Source organism: Chitinophaga jiangningensis (assembly GCF_900142605.1).
GTDB classification, from domain to species: Bacteria; Bacteroidota; Bacteroidia; order Chitinophagales; family Chitinophagaceae; genus Chitinophaga; species Chitinophaga jiangningensis.
Window position 1 is genome coordinate 63,471 of the sequence record NZ_FRBL01000003.1, and the last position, 19,700, is coordinate 83,170.

General features: G+C 49.5%; 18 protein-coding genes. 9 read left to right on the forward strand and 9 right to left on the reverse strand.

The window, feature by feature from the left end:
• Positions 1-74: 74 nt before the first annotated feature.
• From xth to BUB18_RS07870, 3 genes are all read left to right on the forward strand, one after another.
• The gene (gene xth / locus BUB18_RS07860; RefSeq protein WP_073079687.1) at positions 75-851 is read left to right on the forward strand and encodes an exodeoxyribonuclease III; all 777 of its coding nucleotides are present in this window, start codon (positions 75-77) and stop codon (positions 849-851) included.
• Positions 852-921: 70 nt separating this feature from the next.
• Complete coding sequence (locus BUB18_RS07865) at positions 922-1,356, forward strand: hypothetical protein (protein ID WP_073079692.1); 435 nt, start codon at positions 922-924, stop codon at positions 1,354-1,356.
• A gap of 239 nt (positions 1,357-1,595) precedes the next feature.
• Positions 1,596-2,009 (forward strand): response regulator, encoded by a 414-nt coding sequence (locus BUB18_RS07870; RefSeq protein ID WP_073079694.1) that lies wholly within the window; start codon positions 1,596-1,598, stop codon positions 2,007-2,009.
• A gap of 38 nt (positions 2,010-2,047) precedes the next feature.
• Here BUB18_RS07870 and BUB18_RS07875 read toward each other — a convergent pair whose 3' ends face one another.
• Complete coding sequence (locus BUB18_RS07875; protein WP_073079695.1) at positions 2,048-4,084, reverse strand: PAS domain-containing sensor histidine kinase; 2,037 nt, start codon at positions 4,082-4,084, stop codon at positions 2,048-2,050.
• A 150-nt stretch (positions 4,085-4,234) separates the two neighbouring features.
• Between BUB18_RS07875 and BUB18_RS07880 the strand changes: the two genes are divergently transcribed.
• Positions 4,235-5,347 carry an acyltransferase family protein gene (locus tag BUB18_RS07880; RefSeq protein ID WP_073079697.1) on the forward strand — a complete coding sequence of 371 codons (1,113 nt, stop codon included), beginning with the start codon at positions 4,235-4,237 and terminating at the stop codon, positions 5,345-5,347.
• A gap of 171 nt (positions 5,348-5,518) precedes the next feature.
• Here BUB18_RS07880 and BUB18_RS07885 read toward each other — a convergent pair whose 3' ends face one another.
• Genes BUB18_RS07885 through BUB18_RS07895 form a run of 3 tightly spaced genes read right to left on the reverse strand, consistent with a single transcriptional unit; the run spans position 5,519 to position 8,375 of the window.
• Complete coding sequence (locus BUB18_RS07885; protein ID WP_073079699.1) at positions 5,519-6,424, reverse strand: alkaline phosphatase family protein; 906 nt, start codon at positions 6,422-6,424, stop codon at positions 5,519-5,521.
• Between the two features lie 14 nt (positions 6,425-6,438).
• Positions 6,439-7,119 (reverse strand): phosphonatase-like hydrolase, encoded by a 681-nt coding sequence (locus BUB18_RS07890; RefSeq protein WP_073079701.1) that lies wholly within the window; start codon positions 7,117-7,119, stop codon positions 6,439-6,441.
• Positions 7,116-8,375 (reverse strand): MFS transporter, encoded by a 1,260-nt coding sequence (locus BUB18_RS07895; protein ID WP_218588011.1) that lies wholly within the window; start codon positions 8,373-8,375, stop codon positions 7,116-7,118. Before BUB18_RS07895 ends, BUB18_RS07890 begins: the two co-directional genes overlap by 4 nt.
• A 238-nt stretch (positions 8,376-8,613) precedes the next feature.
• Here BUB18_RS07895 and BUB18_RS07900 point away from each other — a divergent pair, with 238 nt between their 5' ends.
• The 4 genes from BUB18_RS07900 (at position 8,614) to BUB18_RS07915 (ending at position 13,230) form a co-directional block, all read left to right on the forward strand.
• Entirely contained in the window at positions 8,614-9,711 is a 1,098-nt protein-coding gene (locus tag BUB18_RS07900; protein ID WP_073079702.1) for a zinc-binding dehydrogenase, read from the forward strand.
• 118 nt (positions 9,712-9,829) lie between these two features.
• Positions 9,830-10,819, forward strand: a complete 990-nt coding sequence (locus tag BUB18_RS07905) for a phosphotransferase enzyme family protein (protein ID WP_073079705.1) — start codon at positions 9,830-9,832, stop codon at positions 10,817-10,819.
• 34 nt (positions 10,820-10,853) lie between these two features.
• Positions 10,854-12,278, forward strand: coding sequence for a serine hydrolase (locus BUB18_RS07910; RefSeq protein ID WP_083549562.1), 1,425 nt, complete (start codon positions 10,854-10,856; stop codon positions 12,276-12,278).
• A 154-nt stretch (positions 12,279-12,432) separates the two neighbouring features.
• The gene (locus tag BUB18_RS07915) at positions 12,433-13,230 is read left to right on the forward strand and encodes an FkbM family methyltransferase (RefSeq protein ID WP_073079707.1); all 798 of its coding nucleotides are present in this window, start codon (positions 12,433-12,435) and stop codon (positions 13,228-13,230) included.
• A 123-nt stretch (positions 13,231-13,353) separates the two neighbouring features.
• On the opposite strand, the gene BUB18_RS07920 is transcribed toward BUB18_RS07915, so the two are convergent.
• The 4 genes from BUB18_RS07920 to BUB18_RS07935 form a co-directional block, all read right to left on the reverse strand.
• The gene (locus BUB18_RS07920; protein ID WP_073079709.1) at positions 13,354-14,343 is read right to left on the reverse strand and encodes an ABC transporter permease; all 990 of its coding nucleotides are present in this window, start codon (positions 14,341-14,343) and stop codon (positions 13,354-13,356) included.
• Positions 14,343-15,305, reverse strand: coding sequence for an ABC transporter ATP-binding protein (locus BUB18_RS07925; protein WP_073079710.1), 963 nt, complete (start codon positions 15,303-15,305; stop codon positions 14,343-14,345). The genes BUB18_RS07920 and BUB18_RS07925 overlap by 1 nt, the downstream gene beginning before the upstream one ends.
• A 5-nt stretch (positions 15,306-15,310) precedes the next feature.
• Positions 15,311-16,099, reverse strand: a complete 789-nt coding sequence (locus tag BUB18_RS07930) for a COG1470 family protein (protein WP_245805627.1) — start codon at positions 16,097-16,099, stop codon at positions 15,311-15,313.
• Positions 16,100-16,552: 453 nt separating this feature from the next.
• Positions 16,553-17,074, reverse strand: a complete 522-nt coding sequence (locus tag BUB18_RS07935; RefSeq protein WP_073079714.1) for a GNAT family N-acetyltransferase — start codon at positions 17,072-17,074, stop codon at positions 16,553-16,555.
• A 134-nt stretch (positions 17,075-17,208) separates the two neighbouring features.
• On the opposite strand from BUB18_RS07935, the gene BUB18_RS07940 reads away from it, so the two are divergent.
• Entirely contained in the window at positions 17,209-17,718 is a 510-nt protein-coding gene (locus BUB18_RS07940) for a VOC family protein (RefSeq protein ID WP_073079715.1), read from the forward strand.
• A gap of 22 nt (positions 17,719-17,740) precedes the next feature.
• Here the strand turns inward: BUB18_RS07940 and BUB18_RS07945 are convergent, their stop codons facing one another.
• The gene (locus BUB18_RS07945) at positions 17,741-19,648 is read right to left on the reverse strand and encodes a sialate O-acetylesterase (protein ID WP_073079717.1); all 1,908 of its coding nucleotides are present in this window, start codon (positions 19,646-19,648) and stop codon (positions 17,741-17,743) included.
• Positions 19,649-19,700 lie beyond the last annotated feature (52 nt).

Here is a 19,700-nt window from a genome sequence, read left to right on the forward strand (position 1 = left end):
TTGCCGAAAAATGTTGGATGCCAAAAGTAAAAAAAAGCGGTGAACCTGGGATCAATTGTTGCTGTTAAAAATACATGCTCAAGATTGCTACCTTCAATATCAACGGGATCAATGGCCGGCTGAACGTACTGCTGCGCTGGCTGCAGGAAGCTGGTCCGGACATCGTATGCTTACAGGAGCTCAAAGCCCCTTCGGATAAATTTCCGCTGAAAGCCATTAACGATGCGGGTTATGAGGCGGTATGGAACGGACAAAAAAGCTGGAACGGCGTGGCGGTGTTATCGAAAGGTAGCCCCATACAGGAAGTGCGGCGCATACTCCCCGGCGACCCTGCGGATGAACATAGTCGCTACATCGAAGTAATTACCCACCAGCTGGTAATCGCCTGCCTGTACCTGCCTAACGGGAACCCCTATCCCGGACCGAAGTTCGACTACAAGCTGAAATGGTTTAAGCGCCTGACCCGCCATGCTACTGCTTTACTGAAACATGAAGTGCCGGTGGCGCTGATCGGCGACTTCAACGTAATGCCTACGGAGCTGGATGTATACAAACCGGAAAAATATATCGGGAATGCATTGTTCCGGACGGAAGTGCGGGAAGCGTATGCTGCTTTGCTGAAAAAAGGTTGGACGGACGCGTTGAGAAAGTTGTATCCGGATAAGCGAATTTATACCTTCTGGGATTACCTGCGCCATGCCTGGGAGCGGGATGCAGGGCTGCGACTGGACCATTTCCTGTTGAATGAGGAACTGTTGCCCCGACTCAAAAGCGGTGGTGTAGATAAAGCCGTGAGGGGTTGGGAAAAGGCCAGTGATCATGCTCCCGCATGGATCACCATAAAAAGTTAGTAATAGCAGTAACGGTTACACGAATTTTTGTATTTTAAAGTATGGTATCCACACCATATAAACCTATCTTATGTATGAACCCGCTATGGAAAAACCTTTTGTTAACAATGAGTTTCAGCAGCTATGTACGCGCTATCCCGCACTGTATGCGGCTATCCGGCAATTTTTTATTTCAGGAAATAAAATCAGGAGGGACGAAATTGAGCCGGATCAGTATGGCATTCTTCGGCTAGGTATGGGCTGGATGCAATTATTTAGTGCAGTGAGTTACCTTAAAATGCGTGGTGTAGAGTTATCCTTTGCCGGCATGGTGCTGCGTAATGATGGCTATATTAAAACCGGAGAGCTCTGGATGGATCATGAAGGCGATGAATTGCTGGCGATGCCCGGTCAGGACGAAGTGTATTATTACAGCACCCTGCATCAAACAGTAAGTTTATTATCGCCGGGGGTGGATGAGTTTGTACAGCGGGTGCTGGTGCCGTTTATCTGCGGGGAAGACTGATTGTATTGGGAATTCCCAAAATGAGAATAAAAGTGAATTTGCAATAATTAAGGCGTAATATTGCACGGATGGGATCGGAATTACTTCAGGTGTGATTTTGACGATGTGTGTTACCACTGATAAAATATGGCGGGCGCTGCCATATTATTACCCTATTTTTGTCAAGGTTAACTCGTAATACACCGGGAACTCCTGTTCAAACTATTTAGTAAAACTGAAGTTAATACAGCTGAACAAGTATGAGAAACACTGTACACATTTTCCTGGCAGATGATGATCTCGATGATCAGGTGCTGATGAAGGAAGCCTTTTCAGAGGTTTCCGAAGCGGTCAGCTTCGAATTTTTCGAGAATGGAAGGGTGCTGGTTGACCGGATTAATGCGGGCGTGTTAGATGGCTATCCTGACCTGATTGTACTGGATTATAATATGCCGTTGATGAATGGTTTGGATGCACTCATGGCACTGCAGCAAATATCGGATTGGAGTGATGTGCCAAAGGTGATCTGGAGTACATCCAGGGCAGAAAAGATGGTGGCCGATTGCATGGAAAACGGTGCTGCCGCTTACTACCGGAAACCGAATGATTTTGCTGAATATTGCCGCATCGCAGCAGACATGTTAAGCATGGCAGTAGCTAATAAAGTAAAGTAGCACCATTGCCGGGTGCTACTCAAATCTCTCTGTAAAAATTAAAGGTGTTGGAGCTTGTTGTTGTCCTGCGTAACAGGGAGCAGCAGGTGAAAGGCAGCACCCTTGCCCGGCATGCCGGATGCTGTAATGCTTCCGCCATGGCGGCGTACCACACGCTGACATAGTGCGAGGCCCAGTCCTGTGCCTTCATAAGCATCCTTGGAATTCAACCTGGCAAATGCTATAAATATTTTTGTGTTGTATTCGGGCTCAAAGCCAATACCGTTATCGGTTACAGTAACAGATAGCCATTTTTTTTCCTGCTCCGTTTTTTCCACCGCCTCAATGGTAATGACTGGTGGGGTATCCTTTTTTGAGAATTTCAGCGAATTATAGACCAGGTTATAAAACACCTGGTACAGCAGGATGGCAGCGCCCTGGATCACTGGCAGGGGACTGGTATGGATGGTAGCGTGTTTGTCGTGGATCAGTATCTCCATATCCTCCCGGATATGCCGTATGACCTGGTTCAGGTCTACCTCCGTAATTGCCTGCTCGGAGGCGCTGGCAGAGGAATAGGCGAGAATACCGTCAATCATCAGCTGAATACGGTCGGTGGCGGATTGCACTTTCTGCAGATAGAACCTGCCGTTATCGGAGAGGTGGCTGGTAGTGTCTTCCTGCAGGCGGGACGACCATACCTTCACCTTGCGCACGGGTTCTTTGAGGTCGTGGCTGGTGATATGGGCAAATTGCAGCAGGTCATCGTTGGAGCGCTGCAGTTCAGCGGTGCGCTCGCTTACCAGCGTGGACAGCCGTTGCGTAAACAGTTTTTGCTCGGTAATGTCGATAGTAACACCCACCATCTTTGCAGGCTGCCCTGCTTCATCGCACATGGTGTTGCCGGAAGTGATCACATACCGTATGCTGCCATCAGGTTGCTTTACCTGGTATTCCGCGCTGTAGATATCTTTTTCCATAACGGCCTTTTGCCAGGCGGCGGCTTTCTCGGCCCGGTCGGCCTGATCGAGTATCTCCGCCATTTCCCACTGATAGTATTTATTCGCCGGCGGCAGGCCCAAATGAATACGGCATTGCTCATTACAAATTACTTCACCGGTATGCAGGTCGAATTCAAACGACCCGAGCTGCGCCGCTTCCAGCGCTATTTCCAGTCGCTGTGCATAGGAAGCATTGGCCAGTTTCATCTCGGCTAATTTGCTGGAATTAACTACCTGGCTGGTTACATCCTGGCAGAGGGCCATAACACCTATAATGGTGCCATCAGCATCTCTGTAAGGTTCATAATTTACATTTACATAGCCACCAATTTTCCTGCCCTTGCTCATGACTTCAAAATGCTGTTGATACAGGAAGGAGGGTTCGCCGGTAGTACGAACTCTTTCGAGTTGCTGTTGGAATATAAGGGGAATATCCGGGATAATTTCCAGGAGGGACTGATCCTGCAATTCCTCTACGGTGCGGCCAATCAGGCGGCCGTACGCATCGTTGACGATCGTTATATGCATCTCCGGCCCCGTGAGCACTGCAATGCCGATGGTAGCCTGGCGGATCAGGTTACGAAAGCGTTGTTCTGAATGTTGTAATTGCTGAAAGCTTTGTACGCTGCGTGTAGTTTCGGAGCATACCACCAGTATGCCTGCCACATGGCCGGTATCACCGCGAACGGCGCTGTAGCTGAAGGTCCAGTATACATCTTCGAGTTGACCATTCCGGTAAATCGGAATCAGTGAATCTTCCTGCCAGGTAGATTCGCCGCCATCCAGTACCTGTTGCATCAGCGGGTGAATGATAGCCCATATTTCCGGCCAGCAATCAGCTCCTTTTTGCCCTAAGGCAGTTGGGTGCTTGCCTTCTGCGCCCATGCTGGGGCGGTAAGCGTCGTTATAAAACTGGTAGTGATCCGAACCCCACCACAAGAACATGGGGAACCGGGAGTTCAGAATAATACTAACAGTTGTGAGCAGGCTTTGGGGCCATGTATCAGGGGAGCCAAGCGGGTGATTGTTCCAGTCGTAAGCGCGGGTGAGGGCGCCCATCTCTCCACCTCCCTGTAAAAATGTTAATGCGTCCATATGAATTGGCACTAATATAGGTTATTTGCGATAAGGAAGCGGTGATCATCCGGAATTGCAATATGTTTTTAACCAATCCTGTGCGAATCTTGCCGCCGGCTTTTGAATGCTGCGGCTGATTTTTATATTACGTGAATAGCTATTCACGTTATGGAAAAAGATATTTTAAAATCCCGGCAGCACTACGAAGTGCTGGATGGATTACGGGGTATTGCCGCCCTGTCGATTGTAGTATTTCACCTGTATGAATTTATGGTGCCCGACTATACGAAAAGCCCTATCGGCCATGGTTACCTGGCGGTGGATTTCTTCTTTTGTTTATCTGGGTTTGTAATCGGCTATGCATACGATGAACGTGCCCTTCAGCTGGGACTCAAAACATTTTTCCGCAATCGCCTGATCCGGTTACATCCGATGGTTATACTTGGAAGCGTGCTGGGTGTAGCGGGATACCTGCTGGATCCTTATATTGGCGCAGCTTCCGTGGCAGAAGCAGGTTATTTTAAAATCGTGCTGGCCTTCGTATGTTCATTACTGGTATTGCCGTTTCCCTGGCTGCCTGGCAGGGGCAACGGTTTGTTTCCTTATAACACGCCGGTGTGGTCGTTGTTGATGGAGTATATCATTAACATCTTTTATGCCCTGGTATTGCTACGCACTCCAAAACGCTGGCTGCTGGTGATGTTGGGCGTAAGTGCTGTTTGGATAGCCCTGGTGGCAAGGCACCGTGGCTGGATTATTACCGGCTGGGACGGCCCCACCTTTACAGATGGATTTGCCCGTGTATTTTTTTCCTTCCTTGCTGGCTTAACGGTATACCGGTTTAATCTGATGATATGCAACCGAATTAATTTTCTCCTGCTGGGTGCTACGTTGATAGGTGTATTTATGTTCCCGCATTTTAATAACGACTGGATCATAGAAATGATCCTGGTGATGCTGGTGTTTCCCTTCCTGCTGGCACTGGGTGCCGGCACAACTGCCACTGGCTGGGTGCGGAGCTTTTGTGTGTTTACGGGCCGCTTGTCGTACCCGCTGTACATGACGCACATCTGGATGGTATGGTTGTTTGGTAACTACCTGACTGCCCGCAAACCTGGTCCTGCGGAAATGTACCTGGTGGCTGCCGGTGTGGTAGTGGCAGCAATAGCACTGGGATATGTGTCCCTGCGCTTTTATGATGAACCGCTCCGTAAGTGGTTAACGGCACGTGCTAAGGTGGTGGCGAAGCGGGAACTGGAAAGTGCTGCTTCGGTAAGTTAATATCTCTCTATAACATACATGACTAAACGAAATTACCCTGCATGGAAATGCAGGGTTTATTTTTGTGTATGTAGTTAGAAAAGATAATTAGGTTAGGCCAGCATTGTCCTGCACCTGCGGTGCATGGTAATGCTGGCTGGGAGTGGCCGCCGGCGCACTTCCAGCCAGCTACTATTTTTTAAAAACTCCCGCTGGTACAACACCGGTCCAAAATTCCGGCAACGTTTTAATCCCAAAAATTTTTGCGATAACCTGCGAAGTATTTTTATTGCTGTTATAGATATTCACCAGGCCTGCCTGCTTAATCTGCGGCCCTGTAATGGCCCATGGGACCTGCATTTCATCCATACTTACCCCGCCATGGCCGTGGCCTTTACCACCATGATCGGTGATGAGCAAAAAATGTGTGCCTTTGTCGAGTCCTTCCGCCTGCATGCGTGCGAGCAGATTGCCGATGGCAGAATCCGCGGCTTCAATTGCCTGAATGTACGGAGCGGACATCCACTCATTTTTGTGGCCCGCATGATCCGTATGCACACTATACAGAAACACCAGGGTAGGCTGTTTTCTGTTGGCTTTCATGAAGGCGAGGGCTTTGTTGTAATTGTCGGTGTAGGCATCGTTGGCCTCGAACGATACCTCATCGAGATATTGCGGATTAAAGGCATTAATCAGTTCCGCCCAGTTGTAGTAAAACGCGGTTTTCACGTCCCTTACATTTTCTTTCAGCAGCTGGAATACCGATGGGTAGTAGCCTGCTGCATCCTTTGCAAGTGGCTCCAGGGAGTGTTTGCTGACGGTCCAGTCGTTAGCGGTAACGCCGTGTTCCTCCGGGCCGGAGCCGGTGAGGTGACTGGTCCAGTTAGGAAGGGTAACGGAGGGCATCACCGGCCGGGTGGTGATGGACAGTACGCCGCTGCTAAACAGGGTGTCGATATGCGGATGTTTAGCGGTTTTAAAGCCGGCGGTGCTGAAGCCATCGAGGCCGAGGATTAGTACACGTTCCGCTTTTTGTGCATGGGAATTAAAAGCGAGTAGCGACAAAATGGCTACTGCTGCAAGTTTGCGCAGTTTCATACGGGAAAATTTTATTACTGGTTTACGTGGTCGAGTACGTCGAGTAGTTCCATGAGCTGGTCGATTACATAATCAGGATGTGCATCTGATAACTGCTCATATGTTTGTGCGCCGGTGGTGATGCCGATGCTCAGGGCGCACCCGCTGTTTTTGCCTTCTTCGATATCTATGCCGGAATCGCCAACTTTTACTACTTCTTTAGCGTCGTGTATGCCTAACTGTTGCATTGCGTAAAGGACCATATCCGGGTGTGGGCGGTTGTTAGGGACGTCGGAAGCGGTAACGAGGGTGTCGATATCTGTTCCTATTTTCCAGCCAATTTTTTGTACGAGCATTTCGGCCACCTGCCGGCTGTAGCCGGTGTTGAGTGCTACCTGTATACCTTTGCTGTGCAGGGCTTTGAAGAGCTCAGCGGCTTGTGGTTGTTCCGTTACATTCAGTGTGGCGTATGCATTATCCAGCAGTTGATTAAAGTCTGCAAATATTTCCTGTGCCAGCTTTTCATCTGCCACGTTGCGGAGTGCGAGCACTGATCTGATTGCCTGTAATTTTTCTTTGCCGGCGCCAACAGCCAGCACTTCGTCGAGGGTAAAGTCGAAGCCACGTGCATTTACTGCATCGCGAACGGTTTTATATACCACATTATCTTCATTGACCGTGGTGCCGGCCATATCAAATACAATTAATCGAATCATGAATTTATAGTTTCCAGTGTTTGAATAGGCGGTGTTTCCGTGTGAAGAGTAATTTTTACGAGTCGCGTAAGCAGTATCGTTACGGCGCTGAGCAGTGCGATAATGGCTACTGCCAGGAAAATAATTCCTTTGTTGCCGGTATGGTCGATGAGCTTTCCCATTAAGGGTTCACCCAGCGCTGCAAAGAGATAGGCACACATGTTCATGATGCCCGTGCCGGTACCTACATGCGCCTGCCCCAGGAGTGCAGGAGATAGTGGCCAGAAGTTGGCCTGCGGGCCGTAGGCGAAGAATCCCGCCAGGAATACAAACAGTCCTATGAGGAAGGGCTGATGCATGGGAAAAAGAAATAGTGCAAAGGACACGGTGGCACACAAGCTCATGCCTAGCGCGATGGAGCGGATGCTGTCGGACCTGAAAAGCCGGTCGGAAATAAAACCGAAAGAGATAGCGCCGGTAGCCATGCCTATGGGAAGCAACAGCGAGATCCATACGTCTGTATTGGATTTGCTGAGGAAGTAAAGTGGAATCCAGAATACGAGTCCGTACCGGGCCATACTCTGGAAGCCGATGGACAGGCATACGATGAGAAATCGTTTATTCGCCAATGCTATGAGGTAGGACTGTTTCCAATTGCCCTTCGGTGCTTCAGCCATTCCTGTATCAGTTGCCTGATCAGGTTTATTTTTTACCAGCAGGAAGAAGATAATGCAGGCGCCTGCCATAAACAGCACGGGTATACGAAAAAGGTTTCGCCAGCTATCCTGCACCAGCAGGATAGAGCAAAGATATGTAATGATGGAGGAGGTGCCGGCGGCCATGGTGTACATGCCATAGGCAAGGCCACGCTGGCGTGGAGGCCACCAGTTGGCGATGATCCTGCTGCCGGAGGCCCAGGCCATAGACTGGAAGTAGCCGTTGAATGTCCAGAGCAGAAGAATCATGGTAAATGAATCCGAGAAGCTGATCATAATATTGGCGGCGGCGGACAACAGACCACCGGCGGTGATCATGTGTTTAGGGCTGCATCTGTCCGCCAGGTTGCCGTTAATGAGTTGACCTAGGGCGTACCCGATCAGCATGGCGAAGCTTACCCATCCGATTTTCTCATAGGATACCTGCAGGGCTTGTGACAACTCTTTTGCTGCCCATCCGAAGTTGTGCCGGCCTGTATAAAAAAACAGGTAGCAAAACATGGTCAGCAGGAGCATTTTCCATTGTAGCCGGTTGTGTAGTTGTTCACTGTTATTATTCATAATCTTCAGGAAATAGCCTTCTGTTTACGAAGGTTGTTTTCGCCCTTTCCGGGTGTAAATATAATTTCTTAATGCGAAAATATATTTCCCTTTAGTAAATTTATTTATTCCTGGTTTAAATAATCGTTATGTCTTTAAAAGCATAAATAGTTATAATGCAATTACGTTTTAAAAATTTCTCCACAGGAAAAAATATTTCCCAATAAGGAATTTATCTATTTACCTTTACGAAAAAAAGATGCACAGGCAAGGGCGTGTTGTATTATTTGAAGCTGCCGGAAAGGATTTCAGGCAGGAAACCTATGAAGTACGCAGCTTAAAGTACGGGGAGCTGCTGGTAAAAAACAGGTATACTACTATTTGTGGTAGTGATCTCCATACTTTTTGTGGTGTCAGAAAAGAGTTATCTCCTACGGTGCTGGGCCATGAAATAGTAGGGGAGATTGTAGAGCTGGGTCCGGGCCACCCAGGCGTGGATATGCGCGGAAATCCGTTGTCAACAGGGGATTTGATCACGTGGACTATCTTTTCCAGCGAGCCGGAGTCGTGGTATAGTCGCCATGGTATGCCTCAAAAAGCAGAACAGCTTTTTAAATACGGCCATGCCCTTGCCGCAGGCGAAGAGATTTTTCATGGAGGCATGGGGCAATTTTGCATTTTACGGGAGCACACTACCGTGCTGAAGCTGCCGGCAGGTATACCTTTGGCCGTGGCAGCCACGCTGAATTGCTCTACGGCCACGGTAGCTGGTGCCTTGCGCATGGCCGGTGATCTGCAGGATAAAAATATACTCATCACCGGTATGGGGCATCTCGGCATTACCTGTGCGGCTATGTGTAAAAGCGCTGGTGCAGCCATGGTGATCGGGGCGGATATTGCTCCGGGGCGACTCGCCACTGCTACGCAATTTGGTGCCGATAAAGTGATGAACCTGGCCTCGGATGCGGCTTTGATCACGAAGCAGCTGCAGGACTTTCCACGCAAGGGTATTGATGTAGTGTTTGATATGAGCGGCTCTCCGGAGGCCATGGAACTGGGCCTGGCGCACCTGGCCGTGGGGGGTACTGCGGTATGGATCGGCGCCGTGTTTAACACACGTCCTTTACAGATCAACCCGGAATCGATTATACGCCGGCTGATTACCATCAAAGGTTTGCACAACTATAACTTCGAAGATTTCAATTATGCCATGACCTTCCTTGAAAACAACTGGCAACGCTATCCTTTTGAGCAGGCGATAGAAAAAGAGTTTGAGCTCGCAGAGGCACAGCAGGCATTTACGTATGCCGTGCAGGAAAAGCCGCTACGGGTGGGTTTGCGGATAGATCACGTGTAATACATTTAAAATGGAAGCCTGCATTATCTGCAGGCTTCTTTACTAAAGCAAACGGTTATACGGAGAAAGTAGTAGATTTGTTGCCCTGTTTCAGCATTGTCCACCCAAATATAGCAACATGTACTTTCCTGCTACTTACTCTACCCTGAGCCCTGCTGCATTAGCTGATTTTATTACTAAGGAATATCAATTTAAGCAGGTTACCTGCAAATTACTGGTGCGCGGTGTGCACGATACTTACCTGGTGGAAACGAATAAGGAGAAGTACATTTTAAGAGTGTACCGGAACAGTCACAGGAGTTTGGAACAGATTTCTGAAGAAGTGTTCTTCCTGGAACAGCTGCATGCAAAAGGCGTATCGGTTTCCCACCTGGTGGCAGGGCCCGGCACCAGGCGGAGCATACACGCCGAAATGGCCATAGAAGGCATCCGGCATATGGCCTTATTTACCTATGCACCCGGGAAAGTAGTGAAACTTTTAAGTCCGGCACAACTACGGAGTTTAGGCAGGGAGATGGCACGCGTACATGAGGTAGCAGCTGCGTATAAGCCGAATGGCGCCCGGTGGAAGTACGACCTGGAAACGACGCTGTTTGAACCCCTGAAACGCCTGGAAGCGCCTTTTGCCGATGATACTGAAAGTTACGCCTGGTTACAGCAGGCCGCTGTTACTGCTGCCGGTTACCTATCACAGGTAAGTATACACGAAGTAAGCACCGGCTATTGCCATTTTGATTTTCTTCCTAAGAACTTCCATTTCGAGGGCGATAAAGTTACCTTCTTTGATTTCGATTTCCTGGGCGAGGGCTGGCTGGTAAATGATGTGATGACCTTCTGGATGCACCTGCAACTGGATGTGTTAAACCGCCGCCAAACGCAGGCCGCTGCCGACGAAGCCTACCAGCTGTTCCTGGACGCCTACCGGGAAATACGACCGCTAACCGATACGGAGCTAATCGCAGTGCCCTACCTGGGATTGGGCTTCTGGCTGTTTTACATGGGCTTCCATACTACACACGATCAGTTTACCAGTTACACCCAGCTGCCGTTTCTGCAATCATACACCGGTGTGATGAAGCATCTGGTAAACACTTTCTGGCAACAGTAATGCAACTTTCCCTCCCCGCATTTGTCTATAATGCATGACACTCACAAAAGTCCTCTATGTACTGCTGATCAACTGCATCACCACCGCCACCATGGCGCAAACAAATTCCGCTGACGCATTTTTACGCCGTAAAATGCAACAGCTGCGGATACCTGGCTTGCAGGCAGCCGTAGTGAAAGATGGGAAAGTAGTATTCCTGCGATCATATGGATATGCCAATGTGGAGGATAGTGTGCGCGTGCAGGACCGCACCGTATTTTCCATTAATTCCTGTACCAAAGCTTTTACAGGCGTAGCAGCGGTGCAACTGGTGGAAAAGGGCCTGCTGGACCTGAATGCACCTGTATCTGCCTATATTGATAGTTTACCGGTGGCCTGGCAGCCCGTAACCATCCGGCAACTGTTAACCCATGTATCGGGCCTGCCGGATATTTTGCGGGTGCTTACGCCCGGTGCAAATTTAAGTGAACAAAGAGCCTGGGAACTGGTAAAAGCAGCGCCTATGTCGTTTAAAACCGGGGAGCAGTACAGCTATAACCAAACCAACTATGCCTTGCTGGGTAAAATCATTGATCAGCTGCGTGGTATGCCCTTCACGGAAGATTTCAAAGCCCACCAGTTTGTGCCGGCAGGCATGCAGCGTACTTTATTCGGGGATTCCTATGATGTGATTCCCACATCGGCAGAAACCTACCGTTATGTAGACCAGCTCTATGGTGAGCCATTGCCACAGGAAAAGTTAACCCGCAACTTCGAAGATTTTCCTTTTTTCCGCCGTACCGCCTCCGGACTCAAAAGTACCGCAGGGGATATTGCCCACTGGTTAATTGCATTACAGGGTGGAAAATTACTTGCTGACAAAAAATTTAAGGATACCCTCTGGACCGCAGGGAAGTATAACAATGGCGCACCTACGCAGTGGGCGTTAGGATGGGTGACCAAACCCCGTCCGGCGCATCGCGCAGTGACGGCCTCCGGTGGCGGACGTGCTGCGTTTTTCATATATCCGGAAGATAATATGGCCGTGGTGGTGCTGACCAACCTCGCCGGCGCCTACCCGGAGGATTTTATAGACGAGCTGGCCGGGTATTTCAATCCGGCTATCCCCGCAAGCGACCCCATCACCACCTTACGCATGGCCCTGGACGAAAAAGGCTACCAGCACGCATTTGACATCTACCAGGAAAAAAAGAAAAGCAACCCGCTGTTTACCCCCAACGAAAATGACCTGAACGACTGGGGCTACCGCCTGATGGCTACCCGCCAGCAAAAAGAAGCACTGGCAATATTTAAGCTGGTGGCAGACCTGTACCCCAATAGCTGGAATGCTTACGACAGCTACGGGGAAGCCCTGCTGAGAAGTGGCGACAAAACCGCCGCTATCAAAATGTACCAGCGCTCAATTGACCTCAATCCTGACAATGGCCATGGTAAAAAAGTGCTGCAACAGCTGCAGTAACACGATGACGCTGTTAGTTTTCGATGAAGGAGTTAAGTTGCTCATTGGCAGTAATTTATTTTCGTATAGTTATCAAGGTTAGCGCGCACTCCCTGCATTTTCCTTTCATTTTCTGTTTTTTTGTATTTATCTTGACAGATAAATTATCCCCAATATGAAAGATGAAGCTTACTACCCGTCCTGGAAGAATATTTCAAAATACAAGCAATACCTGAGCTATTTCGGAGAGTATGTGCGCTATGGTGACTGGAGGTCATTGGGTGCATCACTAAAAATGGTACTGGTGAATAAACCCAGTCAGCAGGAATGGCAGGCTACTTCCGCCATGGGACGCTTCAGAATCCGTAGAGGTACAACGGATTTTCAGTTTATCAACTATGCATACGAGCGCCAGGTACGCGATTACCTGCGCAACCAGGTAGCCGCAAAAAAACTGGATACCTTCATTGACATCGGCGCCTGCATTGGTGAATACGATGTATGGCTGGCAGCGCAGGGCGTGCACTGTATAGCCTTTGAGCCGGTGAATTTTAAAGCAATAGAAGAAAACCTCCGCCTCAATGGTATGAGTGATAAAGTGAAACTATACGCCTGCGGACTTGGCAGCAAACAGGAAAAAGTGAATTTCAATATCATGGCTACGGTTACCGGTTCCAGTTATGTAGACCGTAACAGCGCCGCAGAAGGGAATATTCCCATCTTCCGCCTGGACGATCTGCTGCCTGAAATGGGCCTGCAAACTGATCAACATATTATTGTAAAACTGGACGTGGAAGGAATGGAAACGGAGGTGCTGGAAGGGGCGCGACAGTTCATTAGTCAATATCCGAATCTGCGCGTAATTTTTGAGCGCTATGACAATGACAATACCGTGAATGATAAGCTCAGTGAGCTGGCCAACTGGGCGTTTGAGCGGATTGACCGTTACAATTACCTGGCTACAAAAATTTAATTTTTTTTAGAGAGATATAAGGGCCTCCCGGACAGTATTACGCAGTCCGGGAGGTTTTATTTTTAGTGTATGCTTCCAGGTAGTGGGAGTATGCTGCCGTAATTTGGCAGGTGCCCGGTATTTTTAATGCCTGATTTCTTTTCTCATAAAGAGATAATAGGTTAGCGCGAAACAAGCCATCGTGGCGGCTATCAGTCCCGTTACCTGCGGCCATACAATCATCAGGCTATCCATAAAGGAAAGCGGGGCAGGTATCGCACCGGCCATCTGTTCCATGGACAGGGGGCCTAAGCTCCGTATACTCGGCATCAGCAGGGTAGTGGCAGCATCCGTATACAGCTGACTGGGCGCCACCCGCATCAGGGAAAGAATCAGGTTATTGAACGCATTCACCTGCTGCGGATCCAGGTATGCAGGATCAGGCAGGATAGCTGCCATCACCATGTTCACAATCATCTGGTAAAACACGGTGAAGAATAACCAGATGCCAATGGCAGTGAGGGCCGATGTAGCGGCGTGCCGGAACTTAACGGACAGGCATATGGCTAAACTTAACCAGAACCCCACGTAAATCACGCTGATGGCCACAAACGCCAGGATGCGCAGCAGTTCCGTTGCCTCCACTGGGGCACCGGTAATCAGTAGTCCGCCGCCGATCATGAGCAGCACCAGGCTTAAAAACAGGGTGCTTACTACGAGCAAGGCCGCATAAAATTTCGCCAGCAAAATATTGTCACGATACACAGGCTGTGCCAGCAGCCGCATCAGCGTACCGCTGTTTTGCTCCGAGTTGACCGCATCAAAACCCAGCGCAATGCCCAGCAGCGGCCCCAGAAAGCTGATGAAAATATGAAAGGCCGGCATGGCATTACCGGCAGTGGTCAGCAATTTCAGGTATACGTACAAGTGATCCGGATCATTTACTTCCATCACCACCTTGCGGATGTTGGCCAACGAAATGTACATGGCGCCCACAAAGGTTAGCACAATCAGCAACAGCATGGTGATGAACCGCCAGCTGCGGATATGATCACCCACCTCTTTGCGCACCATGGTCCGGAAAGGTGTTGGCGACTCCGGCACGGAAAATAATTTATCGATGAATACAGACATCAGGCACTTACTTTTTTAGGATTGTTTTCAAAAAATCGCTGGTAAATTTCATCCAGGCCATAGGCTTTACGCTGCACACCGGTTATGTTTAATCCCTGTTGTACAAAGAAACGCACCAGCTCCGGGGTAATGTCGGTACTGCAGGTAATATCCATCGTCTGCCCGTTTACCTGTACGCCCACTACGCTGTTCATTCCCTGTAAGGCGGCTATCAGCCTCCCTTCCCGGGGAATCTCTTCCCTAACGGTAACGGCTACTTCAAATGATTCCTTTCCAAACAGTTCACCGGACAGCGTATCAATATCTCCCTGCATGAGCAGCCTGCCTTCCACGAAGATGCCTACACGGTCGCATATTTGCTGCACGTGGTGGAGATGGTGGGAGGAGAGGAGCACGGTGAGTCCCTGCTGCCGGCTCAGGTGGTGAATCAGTTCCAGGAAGTCCCTGATACCACTGGGGTCTATCCCCAGCGTAGGCTCATCCAGGATCATGACTTCCGGATCTCTGATGAGCAGGTCCGCCAGGCCAAGGCGCTGTTTCATACCACGGGAATAGGCGGATGTTTTTTTGTGCAACGCATCGCTGAGGCCCACCAGTTGCATAGTTTCCTGTGCCCTTGCTTTGATATCCTGTTCCGCAATGCCATTGAGCCGGCCGATGTACAGCAGATTTTCCAGCGCCGTGAGGTTATCGTAAAATCCTGCATTGTCGGGCATATAGCCCACCTTCCGTTTCACCGCTATGGGATTGCGTGTGGCATTGATGCCGCAAACGGTAGCCTGCCCTGCATCGGGATCGGAGAGGCCCAGCATCATGAGGATGGTGGTGGTTTTGCCGGCTCCATTAGGGCCCAGCAATCCGAAGATTTCCCCTTTGTTGATGCGGAGATGCAGATTGTCCACCGCCTTTACTTTACCATAAATTTTGGTCAATCCATCCAGTTGAATAATGGGATTTTCCATAAGCCTTATCTTCTGCCGTATTTACGAATCAGGTAATAGATAATGCCGAGCGACAATAATATCACCAGTACACCAATCCAGCCGGAGAGCAGCGAGGTTTTTACCGTCATGCGGAAGGTGGCGGTGCTGGTGGCATCGTTGTTTCTGGCGGTGAAGTTGGTGACGTAATCGCCCGCAATGGTTTTATCGGGCACGCTAAGCGTAGCGGTAACATCCTGCGACTGACCAGGGTCCAGGCGCTGTATGCTGGAAGGTTCAAAGGTGGCGCTCCATCCGGTAGGGGCCTGTGTTTGCAGTTCCAGCGAATTGAGTGGGAGCGACCCGGTATTTCTGATGGTTAAGGTGATTTGTTTTTTTCTGCCTTCGGTCACATCATCGCTGAGTCGGCCTGTAGGCGTGGTCAGTTCCAGTCCGTAGCTGCCTTTTACCACCGCCTGCAGCTCGGCGCGCAGGGTGTCGTTATAGGAAACCGCAGTCACCGGTATGGTGTATTTCCCAGGTTTTGTTTGGGGAGATGTAGTGATTTCTATGGACAGGTCCTGCGTGCGGCCGGAGTCCATCCGCAGGCCGGCCACCAGGCTGCCTTCTGCGCGAAAGGAGGCATTCCACCCTTCGGGTAGTTGCGCATGTAGTTCATAGACTTTCGTTTGTCCGCTGCCGTTACTGAGCGTGGCATTGTAGCGGAATGGGTCTTTGGTGGTGGATTCCAGGTTGATGAGTCGCACCGTCAGGGCCGACTTCCCTTTTTGCGCGCTGGTAGTGGATGCAATAACAAATAACAGGCATGCAAGCATGCAAATCCTCATAGAGTAAAAATACGCTGACATAGCAATACTGATGATAAATGATTAAGCTGTGTTTGAGTAAATAAATACAAATAGTAAGGGCATAACTATCCCGTTGAAATACGATCCGTATTTCAAATTATCCTGTAACAGAGCAGGTATTAGTTAACTGGTGGTGGATGCAGCGTTGGAAAAGGGTAGCTGCTGTTAGAATTGTTGTTGCGCTTGTTTGTAGGTTCGGGGAGTGCCTGCCCCATTTCGGTTGTTGTACTAAATTTTAAAATGTTTGTCATGCTAAATGAAATTGAATCAATGAAAAACAAGATCAAGTAGAAAATGTCATATCCGTGGATGTGCTGCTGATACAGGTGAACCGCCGGCAATGAAATCTGACAATGATTACGCTGAAAAGTTAAAGATAGAAATGTTATAGTAATGTTAAAACAGGTTTGTGCCTGGATGCTACTCAATGGTTTTATGCATCATCAGGTCGGTTTGTACTTCCTTGCCGAGTATGAATGTATGCTTATCGAAAGTGACGAACCCATTTTTTTCGTAGAACCGGATGGCGCGTGGGTTTTCCTCCCATACCCCCAGCCATATACGGTGCTTTTGCAACGCACGCGCTATCTCTATAGCTTTTTCATAGAGTAGTTGCCCTACCTTCTTACCGTGCCAGGCATGTAAAACGTATATGCGTTCTATTTCGATTGTTTCGGGAGATTTTAACTCCGTTTGTGCATTGCCGGTATTGAGTTTCAGGTAGCCCACCGGTACATCGTTTTCCCACGCCATATAAAAGAGGGAATCGGGATTGCTGACTTCGTTGTGAACGGTAGCTTCGTTGAAGTGTTCCTCCAGGTATTGCTGCATGTCCGCCTCGCTGTTGCTGGCAGCGAAGGTTTCAAAGAAGGTGTTCCTGGCCAGTTTAGCCAGGGCAGCGATATCCGCGATATTAGCTTTTCTTATTTCTATGAGTTCCATAATCACAAAAATTTCCAGGGATTGCGATAATACTGAATTTTTATGTAACCGTCGCAATTCACCTTCATATTGGCGTGATTGCACAGGTAATTACAAGTCCAGCCTACTTAACTTTACCGCATAAAATAACAGTTATGAGTAATCTACAGGATACCATCAAAGAACTGGAATTAGCGCAGATAGGCTGGGTAGTGCCGGACATTCATGCAGCCGTGAAATTTCTCAGTCAGGCCCTGGGCGTGGCGGGCTTTCCTGAGCCGCAGCTGATGCGTGCGCAGGACCTGGACATGAGCTATAAAGGCAAGGTGGTGGCCGCAGAATGGCTGACCACGCAAACGCATAATGGCGGTGTTTTTGTGGAGCTGGTGCAGCCGTTATCGGGGCAAAGCATGTTTCATGATTACCTGGAAAAATATCCGCTGGGAGGTACACAGCACCTGGCATTCCGGCTCCCGATCAGCGGATTTGAGCAGGTGACGGATAATCTGAGGCAGCTGGGCTATGCCGTGATCAGCGAAGTGGATCATCCTATTGCGCGGATGGCATTTTTTGATACTTATGCTACAACAGGTATGGTAACGGAAATTATGGGTATCACGCCGGAAGGCTGGAAAGCAGTGAAGCAAATGGAAAAGAGCCGGTAACCAATGGCTACCGGCTGCGGAATTATTTTACGCCCGCCTGAAACGGTGAGGCGGGTAGTTTAGCACTGTTGATGAGATTAGGGTTCACCGGGTTGTCGGACCAGGCGTACCTTACGTACACCGGCGATGCAACATTGTTGCTCCATACCACCACTTTATCGCCTTCAATTTTTGCTTCGGCCCATACAAATTTTTTGTCGGCACCCGCTATTTCAAATGTTGCCGGTGCGCCCGCATCTGTGGTCGCGAGGCCTGTACCGGTATCGCTAAAGCTAAGGGTGATTTTATTCCCTGCTGCTTCGGCCGACAGATACAGCGGTCCTGATGCAATAATATTTTCTTTGTACACCAGTTTCCTGGCTGCCAGCGCGAGGCGATCTCCTACTTCTTTTTTATTGTCGGGATGTATGTCGTTCCACTCGCCTAAGTCAATGGCCACCGCCATGGCGGTATTAGGTACGGATAATGTTTTCCGCTGCGCTTCCCTCAACGCTGCCCAGTTGCTTTCTGATGGCAGGTAGTTGTAGTCCATGAAGCCCGGTAGCTGTACGTACAGGAAAGGCAAATCAGGCCGCTGCCACTGCTTGCGCCAGTCGTATATAAGTGCGGATAATAATTTCGTATAGTCGTTAGGGTGGAAGGTATCTGCTTCTCCCTGGTACCAGCAGATGCCTTTGATTGCGTAATTGATTTCAGGTGCTACCATCGCATTAAAGAGTGCCGTAGGCTGCATGATAGCCTGCATGGGCGGCTTAGGTGCATCCGGTGCTGGTGGCGGGAAAACGGCGCCTACTTTATATTGCCAGTAGCCTTTCAGGTCCACCGTATCAGTGCCGGAAAAAATGCAGTAAGGCTTATCCGGTACAAAACCACCTTTGCCGCTGTAGTTGGTGACGCGTACCACAAAGCGATTGAGGCCGGGTTTCAGCACGTTGGCAGGTACGGTATAGCGGCGTTGCGGGTATTGATAGGTGGTGTTGCCGATTTTTACCCCATTGATATAGAGTTCGTCCGCATCGGTGATGCGACCGAGAAAAACTTTCGCTGACTTGCCAGCCATGCTTTGCGGGATTGCTATCTCCCTGGAATACCAGACTACTCCATCTAAATTTCGCAGGCCCTGATCTTCCCAATAGCCGGGAATATTGATTGTGCGCCAGTTTTCCGGCTGATAGCTGGTACTAAACCAGGTGGGCGTTGCCATGCCTGCATCCGGTGGCGGCGGCGCAGGAGGCATGGGTTTTACCTGCCGGCTCGTATCCTTGTTACCGGCAATAGTGGCCACCTGTGCCGGGAAGCCGGCAAGGCCTGCCTCACTCGTCCAGGCATCTACCGGTGTGCCACCTACGCTGGCGTTGATGATGCCGATAGGTATTTTATACTGCGCATACAATTGCTTAGCAAAGAAGTAGGCCACTGCGGAGAACTGGCGGATATCATTGCTGGTGGCCGATTTCCAGGACCCGCCGTTCAGGTCTGATTGCGGACCAAACAGGTTGGCGGCATTAGGTACAAGGAATTGCCTGATCTCCGGATTGTTAGCCGTTGCAATTTCATCCGCGTAAGTTACATCATGTACGTTAAGCTGATGTACCATGTTGGACTGGCCGCTGCAAAACCATACATCTCCGAAAAGTACATCCCGGAGCCGGATGTTGTTGCTGGCTGTAATATCGATCTGGTAAGGCCCTCCAGCTGCTGTTGGGGGCAGTTGTTGCTGCCATTTACCGTTGGCATCCGCCTTGGTGCGATAAGTTTTGCCTTTGAATTGAATGTTGATCTTTTCGTTGGCGGCGGCGGTACCCCAAAGTTTCACCGGCTGATCACGTTGCAGGATCATGCTGTCGCGCAGCAGCTGCGGGAGTTTTACCTGGGCTGATACCAGGCTGCTCATCAGGAGGAGGGTGGGTATTAAGAGTTCTTTTTTCATGGTGAGATATTATTGGAATCAGAATCCGATGCTGTTGCCACCGTCTGTAGGC